This is a genomic window from Psychrobacter fulvigenes, assembly GCF_904846155.1.
GTDB lineage: Bacteria > Pseudomonadota > Gammaproteobacteria > Pseudomonadales > Moraxellaceae > Psychrobacter > Psychrobacter fulvigenes.
Map to the genome: position 1 here is coordinate 2725849 of NZ_CAJGZP010000001.1, position 20071 is coordinate 2745919.

Here is a 20071-nt window from a genome sequence, read left to right on the forward strand (position 1 = left end):
GTTTACTTCTAGTAGGAAGTTCTATTTTTTATTAGTCCTAGTACGTATGGGGAACAATGTCATTGTTGATAATAAGTTAGAGCTGACCCTCAAGTTTCTTTTCTAACTTAGCTTGAGTTTGAAATACGAACTTTGGTATCTTTTGATTTAATTGTTTTACATATTGAGCTTTGCCTTTAAGAGAGTAATACTCATCCTTGAGTTGAGCATAAGATGCATCATCTATATGAATATCAATACCTTCACATAACTGCCTTAGCTCCATATAAAAGCTATTCTTAACGTCTGAAGTTTTTTTAAGAGCTATACCTGTGACAACTGGAATTTCGTTTGAAGTAAATCGTTTAGTTTTGCTTTCTTTAATTTCATAACCATGACGCTCTAAAATCTTACTCATTACGTTGTAGTGACTTTTATTTACAGACTTTCCTGATATCGTTATATCATCAGCATAAACCGTAAATTTCTGCTCAAACATTTCACATTGTAGCTTCATTTCATCGAACATATCTAAATTTACCAAATTACATAGATAGACACTAATCTGACTGCCTGTAGGTAGTGAGCCATTAAGAGTACATAATTTTGACAAGAGGTACGCTATATCTTGCTCGCACTGTAATTTATGTCTAAAGAATACTCTTATTGATTCACTACTTATATTTGAATAATAAGACTTAATATCAAAGGTCATCAATTGCTTTGAGTGTAAATGAACTTCGGCATTACTAATATGGGAGTGTCCTTTTTTTGAATAGTGGACATACTCAGGTGTTTCAATTCTTGATAATAAGTTAGCTATTCGATTGTGTACACGATACATCAGTTTTTTAGGTTCTTGGATTGGACGTCCATCTTTGTTGATACAACAATTATAAAAATCGCTATTTTCTTAACTCTCAACCAATAAACTTAGCTCTTCTTCAGTTATTTTAAGAATTGAGCAGAGTTTTTTCAAGCTTGTAACTTTATATAGCCTACATTGGTTCAAAGAGTAAACTTTATTAGCCTTTACCTTCTTTTTGCTCATTTTTAATACTCCAGTCCAACAACTTTAAAATAAAGCCTGCTGATTTTATTCTAAAGCTCTTAGATATTTTACCTTCACTTTCTAGTTGTTCTGAGAAATACAAGAGAGAAGAGACAGGTATATCAAAGATAACTGCATAATTCTGTAAAAGCTCAATGCTTGGAGACTTTTTGCCACTTTCGATTTCAGAAAGATAAGAGTTAGAAATGTTAAGTTGTTGAGAAAGCTCATTTTGCTTCATATTGTGAAACAAACGGATTTTTTTTAATGCATTATTAAGCATGATTAGACTCCATAACAAAACTGTTAAGGACAACGCCTAAGGGCTACTCATCAAAGAATCTTTCAATAAATTTAAAAATATTGAGGATACTTGATATAACCTTAAAAGCTTCTAATAACCAAAAAGGAAATCTTTTAGACCATTTTTTACTTTTCTTAGGCGGGTGCTGATTATCAGTTGATTCTTTCATAACGTTTTCTCCTAGTCGATACTAGTGGAATTACTAGTATCCTCATCGCAACTAGAAAAATAGACTTAATCAGCGGTCAATCCTTACAGGTGCTTGCTTGCTCTCATTGCAAGCAAGCACCATACCGAACCATTGTAATACGTCGAGTCGAGAACGCATGAGCCCAGTAGGAGGTAGAGAAAACTAATTCTCCGCAGGTAAAATTTTACCTAATATTCATGATGAGTTATTCGTCTGTACATCAACTAACATTCAAGATTATACAATTAAGAGAAAGGCTAATCAATATTTATTTCGCTTATAGCGAAATAAATATTAGCAAATAGCGAATTTTACTATTTAGGTACATATAGTATTAAGTTAGAAATCTACGTGCTATGGCTGTCCTTGTATAATATATAGCTGAGCTAAAGCATAAATGTTGTAAGGTGTGCTTCATGCACCTTTAACAGTGACAATTTATAAATTGGTGCGTGGAACGTACCCTACGCCAAATTTTGCATTGCATATGCTATTTGAAGGGTTGGTTTGTTGTAGGTTGGTGTCGAGGCACGAGACCCAACAATTTATGAACCAAAAATGTTGGGGGTCGCAAGCTCCGTTCAACCTATCCGAACCTTGTTCTATAGCAAAACTTAGTTATTATTTAATGGTTGCCTTGGGATGCGGTTTAGCCCTGATTGCAGCGGTTATCCTGCTTGGCTGGGCGAGTTGCAATGGCTTGGTTTGGGGTGGCGCGCGGAGCAGGCGACGCACCAAACCTTAGCCAATGCCTCGCCTAGACCAGCAGATATGAGCAAAAAGCAGGATTGGCTGCTTATTATTCTTTAGGTTTTAAATAAGCTATAAACATTCTAACAGCACCGCCTCCTCTACTTTTTGAGCATGTCTCAATAAGAAATGTGGCGGTCTTCTTTTGTCTTGATTTCGGCTTATATTACTGAAGGTTGGTCACTCACCATTTAAATTCAGCATATTCCACATTCTCTACGAGAATTTGACCAGTCTAACGCCACACTACCTCAAGTTGTTAATCCAAAATAGCAGGCATCGCCTCGCCCCAATAGTGATAACCCACGATATTGACGCCCTGAGTAAATCCTTGCTGACCCGCCACCTCAAACCCCGCCTGTGCTATCAGCTGTTCGATATTCCTATCCAGATGACAGCCGCCCGCTATCGGCTTCCATGCTGGGGTGATGAGCTGTTGTATTTTGCCCACCCATTTGGGCTGCGGCGCTAATCCGTGCTCGGCATAATATAGGGTGCCAGTCGGTTTTAGCACGCGTCTCATCTCAGTTAGCGCTTGAATAGGATTAGGGATAGAGCACAGGGTAAAAGTCATGACGACACTGTCAACGCTATTGTCCTCAAGAGGTAGCGTCTCAGCGGAGAGCGGTTGCGAGATAAAGTCGATGCCAGCGTTGGCAAAGCGCTCTGCTGCCAATGGATGCAGGTGCGGGTCGACGCCTATCACTTGTTTAACGGTTTGTGAGTTATAAAATCTGGCATTAAGCCCACTGCCAACACCGACCTCTAGCACTATGCCGTGGGCTTTTGGAACGATAAGCGCTCTTTGCTCGCTCACAACGTCTAATGCGCAGGCTTTGTCGATTAAGACAGGCAGGACTTTATTATTGTAGATGCTTTTGAGGCTGGGCAATTTGAAAGTTGGCTTTGAGGTTGGCTTTGATTTCATGGCGGTCTCGGTGGGATTTGTTTCGTTTTTATACGACAATGGTTGACGTCTGTAGATCAATTCGTATTGCAAGCCCAATTAGTATCATATAATTTGAACTACCAGTAAGTACATATTTAAATCTACAAAAAATAAGGAATAGCCATGAAAAATAGTTTTTTATACATCTTAGTATATAGCAATTTAAAAGTAGTGAAAATTGGTAAATCAGACAATATATCAAATAGAATTAAGACTTTGAAAAGATTCTGGGGTGAACCTGACTTTGATAGATCATACTCTCTTGAGTTATGTGAAAGTAAAGTTTATAAAATAGAGAAAGCTATGCATGCTTTATTTATTGACTATCAAGTCCCATATAATGATGGCGATGGTAAGACAGAATTTTTTAATTTGGACATTTTACCTAATATTATTGATATTCTTAACTACTATATAAATTTTCTAACAGATGGAAGCACACTAAAATATGGAATTGACCCAATTATTTCTAATGAAATTAAAAAAACAAATAACAAAGATCGAATAGTTATTAAATTTAAAAAAACCAGAGGCAGTTAACTACTACATTAGAGCAAATACATTTCAAATTAGAGAAAATAATGAGAATTATATCTATTCTATTGAAATTTAGATACCAAATAGGATACAAATATCATATAGAAGATAATCATATGATATTCTCCATAATCAACGAAAAGCTAGCAAAAAGCATAGATTTTGCAAAAACCTCTGATTTATTCGGTATTAATTATGGTGGTTTTGATGAAAATATTTCAGGAGGAACCAGTTTTTTGAACTCAATGAGGCCTTCAATATTTAATGAACACAACATGTTAACTTTTGAAGTTCGTATTAGTAATCTAGGGCATTCTAGCGATTCTGCATATTTTTTATCGAAACTTAAGCCAATCCTGCTTTCATTACCAGAGCGTTCACCTGCATTAGATTCGTTTGAAGCGCCTGTGAAGAATTAGCTAGTAGTGATACAATACCTTTCGTAGCGTTATTAAAACATAGTGAAATCTAAGAATTTCTAGCCAAAACATTTCGTGTTTTATCTAGATTCTTACGTGGCTCAGAGCAGATTTTTTGAATTTAGCAGAGCTTTCAAGTGGTAATATCTTGACGGTCTTCTCTATGAGAATTTGGCAAGGCTAAAAGGCTAACACCACTCTACTTATTTTTCACCCGCCGACACCGCTCAGAACAATAAACCACATTGTCCCAATCTTTTTCCCATTTCTTACGCCATGTGAAGGGTCGCTGGCAAATGGGGCAAATCTTCTCAGGTAAGTTTGGTTTTTTGTGTGCCATGGTTATTTCATCTCACTTCTGATGTTCTAAACCCTCATACTTTTTGACTCGGCGGCATTGGTCTGAGCAGTACACTATGCTATCCCAGTTTTTATCTAGCTTTTTGCTCCAGCTAAATTCGCGCGCGCAGACTGGGCATTCTTTTTTGCGTACATTTTTCTTTTTGTGCGCCATTGTTTTCCTTATCGTACTATATGTTTACCAATTGGGGTGTGGAACGCGCCTTACGCCTGCTTGTCACTATTACCCTACTCATGATCATCAAATATTTTATTAAGCCTGTTTAAGCTATTGACGATGAGCTTGCCCGATTGGTCGGTACTGGTATCAAGGGCAAGCTTTTCATCCATGCGTATGGTCAGCGGCTCTAGCGCTTGCTTGAGAGCATTTGCCATGAGCGCGGTTTTCTCAGTGAGCTCGCTGTCAGATGTATGATCTTCAGCCCTGTTGGACAAGCTTTCCGCCATTTGCTGTGCCAACTGTTCAACCGCGCTGACCAATTGCACCATGAGAGACTTTTGCATGTCTTGGTTTTGCTTGAGGTACTCGCTTTCCGTCTTGTGGTCGTGCTTATAGATTTGCATCAGCTGATTCATGCTCTTCTCAAAGCCATTATCGATACTGTCGCTGACGACTTTGGCATTATCTACAAAACCCGTGATAAAGCTGTCGGCGAGCAGTTTTTGGGACTCAATCTGCGCGTCTCGTTTGGCTTGCTCTGCTGATTCATTTAAACGTGCCAGTTGCTCAGGATCGTTTTGGTTAAGGTATTTATCAAACTGACTGCTGATGGCATTGAAGCCGCTGGCTAGGTCAACAAGCTGCGCGACGATACGTGCGCCAGTGTCGCCATCTTCGCCGCCCATGGCTTTGTTACGCAAAAAGTCAGCTTTGATTTGCTCCCAGCGCTCTTTTTCTGCATCGTCAAGTACGCCGCGCATCTCGCCAAGCTTAAGTAAGTTACTCTCTGCACCTGAAGTCAGTAGCTGCGACTCGCCGAGATAGTGATCGTCTATCAGCTGGTTAAGCTCCTCTTTATTCATGACCGCTGAGAGCTTTTCGGTCATTTTGTTCATGTTCCGGTAGCTGCCTTGCAACTTAAATATCGGCTCGACGCGATATTTATCATCTTGCGAAGCCGAGGCGATGTAAGCTTGGTTGACATCAAGGATGACTTCTTGCACGGTAAACATATGGCGCAAGATGGCGATAATTTCGTTAATCTCTGAGGTGCTGTAAGGATAAGTCAAGTCGCTTGCTTGCGCGAGATTTTCGCTATTGGAACCAACGGCTTTTGCCATTCTAATCAGACGATGGACGTCACTCAAATCACGGTTGGCAAGCGGTGCTAGCACAGCATTGGAGGTTAACGAGTTTTCAATATAGCTGAGCGCAAAGACGTCTTCCATCCCACTCATGATATCGCCCAAGTTATAGATGTCAGCGCGGTTGGCGAGCATGTCAGGGACTTTGAAGGCTTCGCCGCTTTCGGTGTACGGGTTACCTGCCATGACCACGCAGAACTTCTTGCCGCGCATGTCGTAGGTTTTGGTTTTGCCTTGCCAGACGCCATCGACGCGGCGCGTACCATCACCAAGTGAGATAAACTTCTGTAAAAATTCGGCATGAGTATGCTGGATATCATCCAGATAAAGCATGACGTTATTGCCCATCTCAAAGGCTAGGTTAATTTTATTCAGCTCTTCTCGTGCGGTAGCGTTGGGCGCTTTTTCGGGGTCTAAAGAGGTGACGTCATGACCGAGGGAAGGACAATTAATCTTCATAAAGATAAGGCCGAGACGGTTTGCCACATACTCCATCAAGGTGGTTTTACCGTAACCTGGTGGCGATATCATCATCAGGATACCCATCAGATCGGTACGTTTATCTTCGCCGACCGTGCCCATTTGCTTAGCAAGGTTGTCACCGATAAGCGGCAGATAGCTCTCATTAATCAGACGGTTACGCACAAAGGATGACAGTGGACGCGGCATAAATTCGTCGAGCCGCAGCGCCTCGCGGGCATCATGCAAAATCTCGGAGCGCATAGCCAGATAGCGTCTATAAGCGGGTATGACCTGTGTGTCATGATGGTGCAAACGATTTAAGAAATCATCGACAGCAAAGGTCAAAGTCTGCTGATGAATGCGCTCATGTTCGCCTAGTAAGTTATTGACTTGTATTTCAAGCGACACTTTACCTATGCTGCGCTCAAAGCTCTGCACTTGATTGAGTGGATTATTGAGACTGGTCAGCGAGGTAGTGGCTGAGAATGACAAAGTAGACGGCGTGCCAGTGGCGCTCTTATCGAAGCTGACACCTGAGTCAATAAGACGCTGTACCAAGGCTTCACGTTGCCCATCATCTAATTGGGTGAGTAAGACCGCAATGGCCTCGGGTACATAATGGCGACCGATGGCTAACTGCTGCTGACGTAGCGCTTCTGCTTCTTCAAGCTGAGCACGCTGCTCTTCACTAAGCGTATTGTCGTCGCTATTTGCTTGCTCGCTACTGTTTTTACTATTGGCGTAGGCTTTATCGAGCAGGGCATGAAACCAAGTTGCCAATAGCTCATAGGCAGATTTGGGCTGCAAGGTCAGCTTGCCGATTGAAGATTGTAATTGCTCAAAACTGGCAGCGTTCTGCGTACTGCCTGACGAACTATTTAGCGCTTGCATCAGCTGCTCGCACAACTGCTGCGCTTGCTGGCTAGTTTGCCATTCTGTTTTGACGTCTAAGCTACTCGCCTGCCCCATGACACTGACCAAGTATTCGCTGGCAAGCTGCACGTAGCTTTGCTTAAAAATATTGGCATTATGAATGTCGCTAGTATCGTTTTCTGTTTCTAATTTCTTATTAGAATCACTTTCGAGACCAAAGTTATCATCATTATAAGCAAAGACAAAGTTATGCATAACCTCCGCCATATCTTCAACCAGCAAGGCTTTGGCGGTATCACTACCTAAGCTGCGACGCAACTGCTCAGCGGTAACGGCTCTATCCGACCAGTTACTCACGCGCGTTAGTACGGACTCATTTAACCAGTTATCGTAACCAAATTGACGTAACCCATTTAAACCAAGCGCTTTTACTAGGCTTAATTGCCAATAGAAAACTTGTGCCAAGGCGCGAACTTGCGGAGTATAAATCAGCAAGCCAGCTTCGCGCAGTGTCGGCAATATCTGCCTTAGCAAAAGTGTCGCATCATGGTCATGAATACCTTTTTCAAACCCAAGCTGATAGCGCGGGGTAGCGTAAGTTTTGACCAGTTTGGCAAGAGGGCTACTGTCATCGATGTCGCCATTGCTATCAATAGTGCTGCTTATGGTGCTAACAGTCTCATCATAAGCTTGATACAGACGCGCTTCGGTTAGGCCATCTTGGCTGTTTTTGGCGCTCTCGATAATGCTATAAGCCAAGTATTCGGCGCGGTAGACGGTATCAGACTCGGAGGCGATATTCATATCCCAGTACGGACGCAAAGCGTTTAATTCGGCATTGTCCAATACTTCATAATAATCTGTGCCCGTTAGATGTAGATTAAGGACGCGTTTGCCGTCTGTCTGCCCGCGACTTAGTAAGGTCAAATCCAGCGGCTGAGTATTGACCGAAAAGCGATGGCGGCCTAACTTAATAATCTGACCGCCCTCTTCAAACAAGTCTGACTTGTCTTTTAGACTCTTATAACTCTCAACTTGAATGGCTTTGAGACGCGCATCGATATCATCTGCTTTGACGCTAAAGCCCATCTCTTGCAACTCTTTGGCGATGCTACGCACTTTTTGCACTAGGCCATCTGAGGCAAAGTAAGTATTTAAAGCTTCTTCCTCGCTAAAACCCGTGACACCTGTGCTTTGGGTACGCCTTTTGATGCTCTCTAGCATCCGTAGTGCGCCATCACCTAAGTTTTGTGCCTTACGGTTACGCGCATCAAGCAATTGCTGCTTATGGTTTTCAAAAACCTCATAAATCTCTTCACGCTTGCTGATAATGTCAGCTAAAAACTGATCGCCACTATTGGTCTCTGGGTCAGCAAACTGGCTCTCTAACTCTTCTAACTGCACCAGCAATTTTGCCATTTGCTCGTCTGACTTCTCAGGCGTATTGGCAATGGATAAAGCATTGGCAATGGACTGACCAAACAGTCTAAACTGCGCACCAAATTGCGCTACTGCTTCAGCTGAACCTAAGTTTTTGCGTTTATGATTGAGCTTGGCTTTGCTTTGATTGAGACTCGCATAGATGGTCGAGATGTCATCGATAATTTGCGTACGTACCGTGGCATCGGCGACGTCTAGTGTACCTAGCAGCTCGGTCAACAAGTCTAGACCTTGAGCGGTCTCATCGATTTTTTCTAATACTGGCTTGAGCTCGGCATTGGTCTCGCTCGTATTTAAACGCTCATTAACATCTGCTAATACCCCTTCGTAGCTTGATAGCGCCTCTTCACCACTTAGAAATAGTACGGTTTTTTCGGCAAGCTCGCTCTCTGCTGCTTCTAGTTGTGTTTGTAGCGCTACTAATTTATCGCTATCTAAATAACGTAAATCTTCCAAGCTGACCAAGCGGCCTTTTTGCCGTCTCAACGCAGACAATTGATCAACATAGTCACTGGCGGACTCAAAAGTAGTGACTCGTATCTGCCGTAAGATTTCATTTTGCTGGGCTTCGGCATCGGCTATAGCCGTTTGGGTTTGCTTTTGGATACTTTGTACTTTGGCAAACTCATCAATGACCAACTCAGCAGTAGCCGTCACTTCTTTAATGCTACCAGCAATCTCAGTCAGCTCAGGCTCAGACAGCCAATAATAGCTATCAAACAGGCGGCTGGTATTATCCGCCAGCTCTTCATAGAGCTTTTGCGACACGCTTTGATTGTCAATCAGGCGGGTGATGCTATAGAGGTCTGAGATGCCGCGCACCAATTCCTTATTGCCAATTTTGCCATAGAAGCTCGTACTTTCAGGCAATTCATTCACATATTCTGGAGAGGCATAAGGGGTATGCCATATCTGCATCGGGTGAATGCGTGACGGCTCACTTTGAGCGCTGAACAGTACTAAGCGGCCGTTCTCAGCCAACGCCATACCATTACAGTAAATGGTATTTGCCAGTTGTTTTTTGATCAAGTTATAAGGGAATAACCCTGTGATGCCTAAATCTCTATCGTAAAATAAAAACAGCACATCTTCACCGTTTGGCGAGACGATTCGGCGTTTAAACTTTAAGTTCTTTTTATTGCCGTTGCTGGTGCTAGTATTGGCATCGCCATTGTTAGCATCGAACAGCTTATACTCGCCCGTTTGTAAGTAATAACCTCCTGGGAAAATAATGCCGTGATCTTCAGGCAGCTGCACGCACGACTGCCCGATAGCATCCAGTCGCAGCACTTCTTCCGTCAAGGTGTTGTAGACAAAGTAACGATGGCTGTCTTCACGATACGGCAATACCTTTAGCAAGATTAAGCTACCAACTTTGGCATAAGCAATATCAGCATCGGTCAGAGACTGCGTGCTGTCACTGACAGGCTCGCTATAGATTCCTAGCCCTGACTCAGTATTATCTTCTATCTTAATGGTCAAACTACCGCCTACCGTCTCCACAAACACCGTATCTAAGATGTTCATATGCGGATATTTGCCGTTGATCATCTGCTCACGCGTGGTCTCAGTCCACTCAAAATCGTAGGCTGGCGGCAATTCAATATCGCGCTCACCGCGATTGTCTACATAGACGACTTGGGCAGACTCTGGTGTGCCTTCGCTAAAATCTAAGGCGAAACGAAACACCCGAATATCAGTGATACGCTCACCAATCTGAAACGCCAACAGCAGTTTGCTGTCTTTAACGGTCAGCTGAATCAGCCGTGTTTGCTTGTAGTAGCGATACAGCTCATCAAAGTCTTGTATAAAACCCTGTTGATCTAAAAAGGTACCTGCCAGATCTATTTCTTCTAACTGATAGTCTTGCTCAGCGTTGCCCTCGCCGCTCTTATTATCAGGGTCAGCAGACTCTATCAAACGATATAACGACAGCACATCTTTGATACTGCTCGCACGCTTAAGACCCATAAACACGTTGTAGCCAAACAATAGATAGTCGCCGACCTGCACCATATCCTGCGCCACACAGTTGTGTTCGGTACGAATACGGGTACGCGCAATGACCTGCATCTGAGTGCTGCCAAACTCTTCTAGACGCGCATTATTAAGAGTAGCGGTCTGCGCTTGTAGACGGCTGCCTTGTTCGCTAAGACGTCTTTTGATGAGCTCATAGGCATTACCAGAAGCCACCGCCTGATCGGTTTGTTCAGCTTGATGCGCTTGGCCATTATTATCTAGGCTATTTGGATTATTTGAATTTTGCGTATCCGCCATCGTTGTTCGTCCACTTCTGTTTTTATATAGTAAGAGAGTTTTGCGCAATAAGAAAAGGTGAGAAGGTTAAATGTGGCTAGTCTAAAGAAACGCAGATAAGACATCTAAAACATTTTTTTAGAACAGCCAACTCGGTGTTGCTTGAAATTTGAGTAGACGTAGATTGTGGTTAGCGCAGTGTAACCCGCCTAATGTATAATCCCAACAGCCAAAGGTGGGTTACGTTTTATCCTCACTCTCTACGAGAGTTTGGTAAAACTAACCCACCCTACGCTAAATCAGAGAAATCAACACTATATTGAGTTTATTAATAATTAGTCATTATGTTTAACAGACTGATCACTAGACTTATTGGTCTTATTCATCACCTGACTGGCCATCATAGTATTGATAATACCGCTCAAGGTATCTGACTTGCCCGCAAGGCCATCAATGGCTTTACCGATAGAAAGCGACTTGGCAAAGTTATCAAAGAAGTGCGCTTCACCGCCGACAATATCGATTTTGGCTTTTTGTAGCGCCACTGCCAATACTTCCGCGTTTTCTTTGGCAATCTCTTTACCTGCTTCAATCGACGCCATCGCTTCTTGCAAGGCAGTCTCAAGACCCATACGGAACTCTTCGTGCTCGCGTGCCTCTTTGCTCATGCTGCCCATAGCATTGAACTTCTCGACCAGACCATCGGCCTCGGCTTGGAAGTGCGCGCGGGTAACTTCGGCTTTTGCCAAGCCAACTTCACGCTCTGCCTTGGCATTTGACTCACCACGAGCGGCAATAATCTCTGCTTCTGCCATACCGATGTCACGCTCAGCTCTTGCTTTAGATTCACCGCGAGCAGCGATGACCTCAGCATCAGCCATGCCTTTTTCGCGCTCAGATTGCGCTTCAGCTTGTCCAGTAGCTTTGATGATATTGGCTTTAGCAATGCCTTCTTTTTCAAGCGATACTGACTTGGCTTCTTGAATGGCTGCTTCAGCGAATCCATGTGCCGACTCCTCGGCTTTGATACCTTCAGCAAGCTTGATTTTGGCTTCTGACTCTTTGGCAGACGCTTCAAGATTGGCCGTGGCAAGCGTGGTGATTTCCACCGCTTTATGCTTGGCTGACAGCTCTTCTGCTTCCGCCTTTTTGACCTGACGCACTTTGATTTCTTCAGCGTCGGCTTCAGCTGCCAATACGCGTGTCTGCTTAGAGCGTTCTGCTTCGCTGACTTCGCGGACTTCTTTGATGCGCTCTTCTTCTTGCGCGACCGTTTTGTCCACTGCGATACGTTCGCGAATGACGTTAGCGATTTCTTTTTTCTCAAGTTCAATCGCGCGCTCTGCTTCGATACGTTGCAGATCTACTTCACGCTCACGCGAGACGATTTCAAGATCACGAGCACGAGTCACTTTCTCTTCTTCGATGACGACCGCACGCAGACGGTTTTGTTCGGCGACTTCGATTTCACGCTGCTGATTTTCACGCTGAATCGCCAAATCTTGTTCGACCATGATAATCGCGGTTTCAGACTTTTTACGCTCTTCTTCTTCGATCTTGCGGGTCTCCGCGGTCTCACGTGCAATGACAGAAGAGATTTCACGGTTTTGCTTGGCTTCAGCATCTGCTTGTTGACGCTCAAGCTCGAGCATGGCTTCGACGGTTTCGACGTTTTTCTTCTTAACCGCTAGCTCTTCGTCGCGCTCAAGCTCATTGGTGATGACGTTTTGGAAGGCCGTTAGCTGAGTAATCTTTTTGATACCTTCGGCATCCAAGATATTGCTTGAATCTAAGGACGCTTTTGGGGTTTGCTCCAAGTAATCAATTGCCACGTCTTCTAGCACATAGCCATTTAGATCGTTGCCGATTTCCTTGACGATACTGTCACGAAACTCACTGCGGTTTTCAAACAATTTAACAAAATCAATTTGCTTACCGACCGTCTTTAGGGCTTCTGAGAACTTGGCATTAAACAGCTCATTCACTGCAACCTTGTCCGAGGCTCTATCAACTCCAACTGATTTAGCAACTTTTAGTACGTCTTCGTCGGTCTCATTGACACGCAAATAAAACGCCACCGTAATATCGGCACGCATGTTATCGGCGCAAATCAATCCTTCTTTACCACGTCTATCCACCTCTAAGGTGATGAGCGAGATGCGCATCAATTCTTTTTTGTTGATAATCGGCCAAACAAAACCACCATCAAAACGTACAGCTATTTTATTAACCCCGTTAATGATGAGTGCGGTGCCTTGATCCACCTTAAAATAAAAGGCTTTGAGCATCAAAAGCGCTGCCATGATGAAAACAAACGCCAGCACTACAACCACGCCGACGATGATGAGTATGTCCATATTTATTCCTCTAATTAAAACAGTTGCTACAATGCCTGCCAATAGATGACTTATCGTTTATACATTGCCCAATCGTTATGCCGCTGCTATTCTTGAGTTAAGTTTTGCCAAAATTTATTTGTCTTTAACAGAAGCAACACGGTATGCATTGGCTTCTTCTAGATACTCAACCAATACCACTTTGTCGCCTTGTTTTAGGGGTTGTTCGACAGTGTCGCTATCTGGTCGTATTCTGAGTATCAAACCTGCACCGCCATCATTCAGCTCAGCTTCGCCATGTTTGTCTGTCACACTCAGCGTCCTTACTATCGCCGTCTTACCTAGGTTACTTGAGGCATTGCGCTTAGGGATTTTGGCGATGTTTTTGCGGATGGGTGAAATAATGACACCCGTCAACCACATCGACACCACCAATACTAAAAGTAGCGCCCCTGTGCCAAACACATAATAGAAAATGCCAGCATCCAAGTATTGGTGTAGCAAACTGGTATAGAGATAGCTGAGTATCCAACCGATTAAGCTGACCAAGGTTAGTATGATGATTAAAGGCACGCCATAAAGACCAAACTTAAGCATAAGACCCGTAAAAAAGCCTGTTGACGATAAGTTAGAGACATCCACATCAGCGCCTGAGTCGCCAAGGTCTACAGTGTCCATATCTGCCATCCCGAGTAAAGACACTACCCAATATAAAGTGACAAACATCACCAGACCCGTAAAGACAATAGTGGGATATAAGCTGATTTTAATGATGAATATTGCAAAAGATTCTTGCATCGATCGCTCTCTCCTTTTAACCACTGAATTCAGTAGCTTTTATAACTGCCACATACATGGCTTGGCGCTATATCATTTGGTTTTTATAGTATGAAAGCTCAACACGCCCTCATAAAATATTGCAAAAGGTCAAATAACCCAGAATCAACTTATGTTTCTGGATTATTGATTATATATACATTTCATTACATATTATATAAATATCCCCATTAATGACCCCATCCATTAACGACCCCATATCGGTGAGCGCACCACCCCGCCCGCCTGACTGCTAATGGTATAGCTTGTATTACCTGATAGTGAATATACAACCAAACTTCCAACACCTTGCGCAGTGCGTGTGGGATAAAGCGCATAGTGACCAGATGGCGATAGACGTGCTGGCTCATCCAGACCTGTCTCTGCCAAGTTCATTATCTGCCTAGTGGCGAGGGTCATAATCGCGGCTTGGCGACCATTCAGATACGCCAAACGCTGGTTGTCAAAGCTGAGCTGAGGACTGGCTGCATAGTCTTCTGTGCTTATTTGAGTCGCTCTAGCAGTGGCAAAGTCATAGCGATATATGCGAGGACGCCCAGCGCGTTTTTTATCACTAGTATAGACGAAGCTTTGCCCATCACTGGCATAGCTTGGCTGCACTTCGGTACTCGGCAGCGTAGTGAGCTGTATAGTACTACCCTCATCCAAGTGCAGCTCATAGATATCGGCATTGCCACCGACTGTTGAGCTATAGAGCAACTTTTGCCCATCGGGTGAGAAGGATGGAGACAGATTACTGCCATTTGTATCGACGATCAGACTATGCTTTTTGCTTTTGCGGTCATAGATATAAATCTTGGGTTGCTCGCGTGGGGATTGCTTACTATAAGCCAGTAGCTGTCCATCGGCTGACCATGCCGGCGCATAGATGTAGCCATTTAGCTGATCTATGAGCTGCCTGTCACTGCCATCAGGACGAACACTGTACAGGCTAGAGACTTTGGCAGATCCCGCCCCTTGCTCCTCTACATAGGCAATCAGCCCTTGGCGATCTACTATTGGCATCTTTGCAGTCAGTGGATTGCTAACCATGCTACTAGCGGAACTCTGAACGCCAGTCGTGGGCAGTGTATTACAAGCACTCAAAAAAATACTGAGCGCAGCAGTAAGACCAGTGATAGCGTTGCGTTTGCTCAGCAAACGCTGACTGATGGTAAAGTTAAACATAACAATGAACTCAATTAAATATTGGCTAAAGACAGTTATTAAGATGTATGGATAAATCTGGAAAGCTCTAGGGCGTGTCCTCATTTTTAAAACTAAGAACACGCTCTAGTGTAGCTGAATCTGTATTGGAGTTTTAGATAAAATAAGCCAAAAAAAACCTCACTACCTAATAGTGAGGTTTTTACATTGCTGGCTATTTGTTTTTAATCATGGTCATTTTAAAAAATTACGATTAATAATTGAAATAATGACAGCTTATTTATCGACTGCTTTGAAGTGCGCCACTTGATTGTCATTTTTGATCGTCAAGATAGGTAGATTGTCCGCATTTTTGCTCATGCTATATTTGCCTTGCACCGTTGCCAAAGTCGCGGTATCAAAGCTGGCTTGTGGCTCAGGGCAAGCCATCATCGTGGCCATGACGTTATTAAGCTGTACGTTGCCATTTACCACACTGTATTCTGCAGCAAGATTATTGCAAGTATTCACAAAGGCCACGCGATCAGTGCCGTTATCATTCATAAAGTTTAGCGTCAAAGGCTTGGCGGGATCAAAGAATAGCTGAGTCACTTTTTCGCCATTGCTGCGCTTGGCATCGACAAGCTGCCAATTATGGGCTTGTAATGCTTCGGTAGTAATCGGTTGGCTCACTGGAGCAGTGACGCTTGGAGTCGTCTGGCAACCGGCAGCAAAGGTACCGACAGCTAGCGTTGTCGCCATCATTAGTTTGGTAATGTTTTTCATATAAGCTCCTACAAGGGTTAAATTAGACCTTAATATAAAGATAAGGTTTAAGATTCTGGTTTTTATGATGCTTGATTTATTGTTTTAATCGTTTATTTAAGGTTTTAATCATTTATATAAACAACACTATTATTATGCATGACAAACAGGCGCTTGTCATGACAGATTAGGTATATGCTTCAGCCATACTTTGTGCTGCGATCTGTCCTATACGTTTATTTTTCTAAAGCTATTTACGTACTTATTAAATCAAACCACCCTACTGTTCAGATAAACAAATTATCACAATGACTTATAGCAAAACCGTCAATCCTGCATTTATGATATAATTCGCCTAAATTAACCACATAACTATAAGTACAGAGATGATGACTAACAAATCCCTTATCCAATCCCCTGAAGCCATAGAAAAAATGCGTGTGGCTGGTAAACTTGCTAGCGATGTATTGGTGATGCTCGATGAGCATGTGCAAGTCGGTATCAGTACTGAAGCTCTGAATCAAATTGCTCATGACTATATCGTCAATGTGCAAGATGCCATTCCAGCACCGCTTAACTACAATGGCTTCCCCAAATCAATCTGCACCTCGGTCAACCATGTCGTCTGTCATGGCATCCCAACTGAGAACAAACTGCTCAAAGATGGCGACATCATCAATATCGATGTGACTGTCATTAAAGACGGCTATTATGGCGATACCTCAAAGATGTGGATCGTTGGTGATGGCTCTATCATGGCACAGCGTATCTGCAAAGTGGCACAAGACGCTCTCTATGCTGGCATGAGCGTGGTAAAAGATGGCGCCCGCTTAGGTGACATCGGTGCCGCTATCCAAGAAGTGGTAGAGCCTGAGCGTTTCAGTATCGTGCGTGAGTTCTGTGGTCACGGTATCAGTGACACCTTTCACCATGAGCCGCAAGTGATGCATTATGGCAAAAAAGGCACAGGCATGGAGCTTAAGACTGGCATGACCTTTACCATCGAGCCCATGATTAACCAAGGCACATGGAAGACTAAAATCCTGCCAGATGAATGGACAGCCATCACCAAAGATCGCAAGCTCTCGGCACAGTGGGAGCATACCATGGTGGTGACGGATAATGGCTGCGAAGTATTTACCACTCGCCCCGAAGAAGATTTAAGCTTTTTGACTCAGTAATATAATGAAAGACCGCTTAGGCGGTCTTTTTTTTGGTCATTTTATTAGGCCGTGTTGCACATCCTCTAATAGCTTTTACCACTCGTATTCAGATATTATAGCTTATGCTTGGTATTCGTTTATGTATTGCTTCTATACTCTTAGTAACTAATAATCTATCATTTTTAATACCCTTATTTTTAAATTCTCAATTGGATAACTCTCATGTTTACTTGCGATGTCGCCTCCATTTATATCACTCCGCTGCCGCCATTATTGACATCAGAGGCGACAGTATCGGAAGGCTCAGATAAGTCTTTGCTCGGTATTCCAGAGTGGTTGGCGCAGATCAATGAGGATATCAATCGGGCGCTTGAGCGCGGAGCCAATATTCGTCAGTTAGTGGCAGCACGTGCCTGTGCGATTGATGGTTTGCTTATCGCTTTGTTTGAGTGGTTTGAGCTTGATCAGACAGATTTGGCGTTGTTTGCCAGTGGCGGTTATGGTCGTGGTGAGCTGTCGTTATATTCAGATGTCGATATTTTATTGATGTCGCCTGAAGAGATACAATCTGACGCTAGCGCTAAGATTGATGGCTTGGTGGCGATGCTGTGGGATATTGGACTTGAGCCTGCGCTGTCTGTACGGACTATCGATGACAGCCTAGAGGCTGCTCGTGATCACACCGTTGCCAGCACCTTGCTAGAAGCACGGCTATTGACCGGTAATGAAGCATTGCAAGAAGTACCCATCGATATCGTCAATCAGCTGTGGTCACAACGGGATTTTTATGAAGTAAAGATTAAAGAAGCCAAAGCCCGTTACCTACGCCACAACGCCACTGAGTACAATCTAGAGCCAAATATCAAAACAGCACCCGGTGGCCTACGTGATATTCATATCATCGGTTGGGTGACCAAACGCTACTTTCGGGTTGGCAAGCTGTATGACTTGGTACAACAAGACTTTTTGACCGAAAAAGAATTTGATGAATTAAGCTTTGCTGAGAGTTTCTTATGGCAGATACGTCATTACCTGCATGAGCTGACTGGCCGCAATGAAAACAAGCTGCTGTTTGATTATCAACGTGATATTGCTCAGCGCATGGGCTATGAATCGCAGCCAGATGATCAACCCAATGCGGCTGTTGAGCGTTTTATGCGCGACTACTACCGCTGTGCGATGCAGATATCAACCCTCTCTGAGATGCTGATTAACCATTACTATGAAACCATCATCGAGCCAGAGTTGCCAGAGAACGAGCAGCCTAGCAAACGCCCACTGAACTCGCATTTCAATAGAATCGGAGATCAGATTGCCATTGCCCATCATCGTGTATTTGCTCAGCATCCCGAAGCTATTTTGGAGATGTTTTTGCTTATGGGGCAATACGGCATCAAAAAAGTGCGTACCCGTACCCTGCGGGCGCTAAAAATCGCTGCACGCGGTATTGACCAGACTTATCGTGACAACCCAGAGCACCAAGCGCTGTTTTTAGCCAACCTCAAAGAACAAAATTATCTCTTCCATCGTCTGCGTGCCATGAATCGCTATGGTGTCTTAAGTAACTATGTTCCTGCCTTTGCACAAGTCACTGGACTCATGCAATACGACTTATTTCATCGTTATACTGTGGATGCGCATACGCTGTTTTTGATTCGCATCTTACATCGCTTTACCGATGCCCGCTACTATGACGATTTTCCGCTGGTCAGCGCTATCTATCAAAGAATTGAGCGCAAAGAGATTTTGGTATTGGCGGCGATGTTCCATGATATCGCCAAAGGTCGCGGCGGCAATCACAGTGAGCTTGGAGAGACTGAATCTATTGCCTTTTGTTTGGCGCATGGTATGAGTAAAGCTGATGCTCATTTGGTTGGTTGGTTGACGCGCCACCATCTGTTGATGTCGATGACCGCGCAGAAAAAAGACATCTCAGATCCTGAGGTCGTGACTGTGTTTGCTGACTTGGTCGGTAATGTCACCCACCTCAATCATCTGTATGTATTGACAGTTGCCGACATGAACGCGACCAATCCACAGCTATGGAACAGCTGGCGGGCGACCTTGATGAAGCAGCTCTACTCACAAACACGGCGCATCTTGCGCGCTGATATTGATGCACCTACCAATCGCCAAGACATGATCCATACCACCCGTAAACAAGCTCTACAGATGCTAGATAATGTCGACAACCAGCATATGGATCGCGATGCGGTGCTCAAACTCTGGGATGACTTGGGAGATGAATATTTCTTACGAGAGATTGCCGAGGATATCTTATGGCATACCGAAGCCATCTTGAACCATCCACCTATCGGTCTGGCCTCTGACGCTGACAGTGCGCCTTTGGTGGTGCTACGCGAGCATAGAGAGCTGGCGCTTGATGCGGTACAAGTCTTTGTGTATACCCACAATCAGACCAATTTATTTGCTGTGACCATGGCGGTGTTTGATCAGATGAATCTAGATGTGCTCGACGCTCGCATCATTACTGCGACTCGTGACTTTGCTTTGGATTCTTATGTATTGCTTGATCGTAGCGGCACATTATTGAGAGATGAGAACAGTCAACAAGAGCTCAAACAACGCCTGATTGATGCCTTTAAAAACCCCACGGTGCCAAAGCTTGCACAGAAGCGCATTCCACGCCAGCTCAGACATTTCAACGTACCAACCGTGATAAGCTTTGAGTTTAATGAGGCCTCAGGTCAGCATATCATGAGCTTGCAAACGCTGGATCAGCCAGGACTACTGGCACGTGTCGGACAAGTGTTTTTGCAGCACAAGATTGAGGTGCATGCCGCCCGTATTACCACCTTAGGCGAGCGCGCAGAAGACATGTTTTATATCAGCGATCAAAATGATGCGCCATTATCGCAAGCCAAACTCGATATCTTGCAGGAAGCTATAACCACCACTTTAAGTGTACGCAGCGACGGCAGCCATGCTTAGATCAGCCTAGGCCAATAT

The 20071-nt window shown here is 43.8% G+C and carries 16 protein-coding genes; 5 read left to right on the forward strand and 11 right to left on the reverse strand.

What is annotated here, in order from left to right; genetic code table 11:
* Positions 1-76: 76 nt before the first annotated feature.
* The 3 genes from JMX03_RS11560 to JMX03_RS11570 form a co-directional block, all read right to left on the reverse strand.
* Complete coding sequence (locus JMX03_RS11560; RefSeq protein ID WP_227695930.1) at positions 77-865, reverse strand: reverse transcriptase family protein; 789 nt, start codon at positions 863-865, stop codon at positions 77-79.
* 139 nt (positions 866-1004) lie between these two features.
* A complete protein-coding gene (locus JMX03_RS11565) occupies positions 1005-1313 on the reverse strand; it encodes a helix-turn-helix domain-containing protein (RefSeq protein ID WP_201573982.1) in 309 nt (102 codons plus the stop codon).
* A 43-nt stretch (positions 1314-1356) separates the two neighbouring features.
* Positions 1357-1503 carry a hypothetical protein gene (locus tag JMX03_RS11570; RefSeq protein ID WP_201596861.1) on the reverse strand — a complete coding sequence of 49 codons (147 nt, stop codon included), beginning with the start codon at positions 1501-1503 and terminating at the stop codon, positions 1357-1359.
* Positions 1504-2166: 663 nt separating this feature from the next.
* Here JMX03_RS11570 and JMX03_RS11575 point away from each other — a divergent pair.
* The gene (locus JMX03_RS11575) at positions 2167-2334 is read left to right on the forward strand and encodes a hypothetical protein (RefSeq protein WP_201596863.1); all 168 of its coding nucleotides are present in this window, start codon (positions 2167-2169) and stop codon (positions 2332-2334) included.
* Between the two features lie 199 nt (positions 2335-2533).
* On the opposite strand, the gene JMX03_RS11580 is transcribed toward JMX03_RS11575, so the two are convergent.
* The gene (locus JMX03_RS11580) at positions 2534-3202 is read right to left on the reverse strand and encodes a class I SAM-dependent methyltransferase (RefSeq protein ID WP_201596865.1); all 669 of its coding nucleotides are present in this window, start codon (positions 3200-3202) and stop codon (positions 2534-2536) included.
* 144 nt (positions 3203-3346) lie between these two features.
* On the opposite strand from JMX03_RS11580, the gene JMX03_RS11585 reads away from it, so the two are divergent.
* Together JMX03_RS11585 and JMX03_RS11590 are read left to right on the forward strand one after the other, a co-directional pair.
* Positions 3347-3763, forward strand: a complete 417-nt coding sequence (locus tag JMX03_RS11585; protein ID WP_201596867.1) for a GIY-YIG nuclease family protein — start codon at positions 3347-3349, stop codon at positions 3761-3763.
* Positions 3764-3804: 41 nt separating this feature from the next.
* Positions 3805-4179, forward strand: a complete 375-nt coding sequence (locus JMX03_RS11590; RefSeq protein WP_201596869.1) for a hypothetical protein — start codon at positions 3805-3807, stop codon at positions 4177-4179.
* Positions 4180-4378: 199 nt separating this feature from the next.
* Here JMX03_RS11590 and JMX03_RS11595 read toward each other — a convergent pair whose 3' ends face one another.
* From JMX03_RS11595 to JMX03_RS11625, 7 genes are all read right to left on the reverse strand, one after another.
* A complete protein-coding gene (locus JMX03_RS11595; protein ID WP_201596871.1) occupies positions 4379-4519 on the reverse strand; it encodes a DUF2256 domain-containing protein in 141 nt (46 codons plus the stop codon).
* Positions 4520-4531: 12 nt separating this feature from the next.
* Positions 4532-4693 carry a DUF2256 domain-containing protein gene (locus JMX03_RS11600; protein WP_201596873.1) on the reverse strand — a complete coding sequence of 54 codons (162 nt, stop codon included), beginning with the start codon at positions 4691-4693 and terminating at the stop codon, positions 4532-4534.
* Positions 4694-4767: 74 nt separating this feature from the next.
* The gene (locus JMX03_RS11605; RefSeq protein ID WP_201596875.1) at positions 4768-10896 is read right to left on the reverse strand and encodes a DNA repair ATPase; all 6129 of its coding nucleotides are present in this window, start codon (positions 10894-10896) and stop codon (positions 4768-4770) included.
* 314 nt (positions 10897-11210) lie between these two features.
* The gene (locus JMX03_RS11610) at positions 11211-13232 is read right to left on the reverse strand and encodes a flotillin family protein (protein WP_201596877.1); all 2022 of its coding nucleotides are present in this window, start codon (positions 13230-13232) and stop codon (positions 11211-11213) included.
* Positions 13233-13346: 114 nt separating this feature from the next.
* The gene (locus JMX03_RS11615; RefSeq protein WP_201596879.1) at positions 13347-14009 is read right to left on the reverse strand and encodes an OB-fold-containig protein; all 663 of its coding nucleotides are present in this window, start codon (positions 14007-14009) and stop codon (positions 13347-13349) included.
* 225 nt (positions 14010-14234) lie between these two features.
* A complete protein-coding gene (locus tag JMX03_RS11620; protein WP_201596881.1) occupies positions 14235-15215 on the reverse strand; it encodes a PD40 domain-containing protein in 981 nt (326 codons plus the stop codon).
* A gap of 255 nt (positions 15216-15470) precedes the next feature.
* A complete protein-coding gene (locus JMX03_RS11625) occupies positions 15471-15959 on the reverse strand; it encodes an META domain-containing protein (RefSeq protein WP_201596883.1) in 489 nt (162 codons plus the stop codon).
* Between the two features lie 365 nt (positions 15960-16324).
* Between JMX03_RS11625 and map the strand changes: the two genes are divergently transcribed.
* Both map and glnD read left to right on the forward strand, forming a co-directional pair.
* Positions 16325-17119 carry a type I methionyl aminopeptidase gene (gene map / locus JMX03_RS11630; RefSeq protein ID WP_201573970.1) on the forward strand — a complete coding sequence of 265 codons (795 nt, stop codon included), beginning with the start codon at positions 16325-16327 and terminating at the stop codon, positions 17117-17119.
* Between the two features lie 204 nt (positions 17120-17323).
* Positions 17324-20053 carry a [protein-PII] uridylyltransferase gene (glnD, locus tag JMX03_RS11635; RefSeq protein WP_201596885.1) on the forward strand — a complete coding sequence of 910 codons (2730 nt, stop codon included), beginning with the start codon at positions 17324-17326 and terminating at the stop codon, positions 20051-20053.
* Positions 20054-20071: the final 18 nt, after the last annotated feature.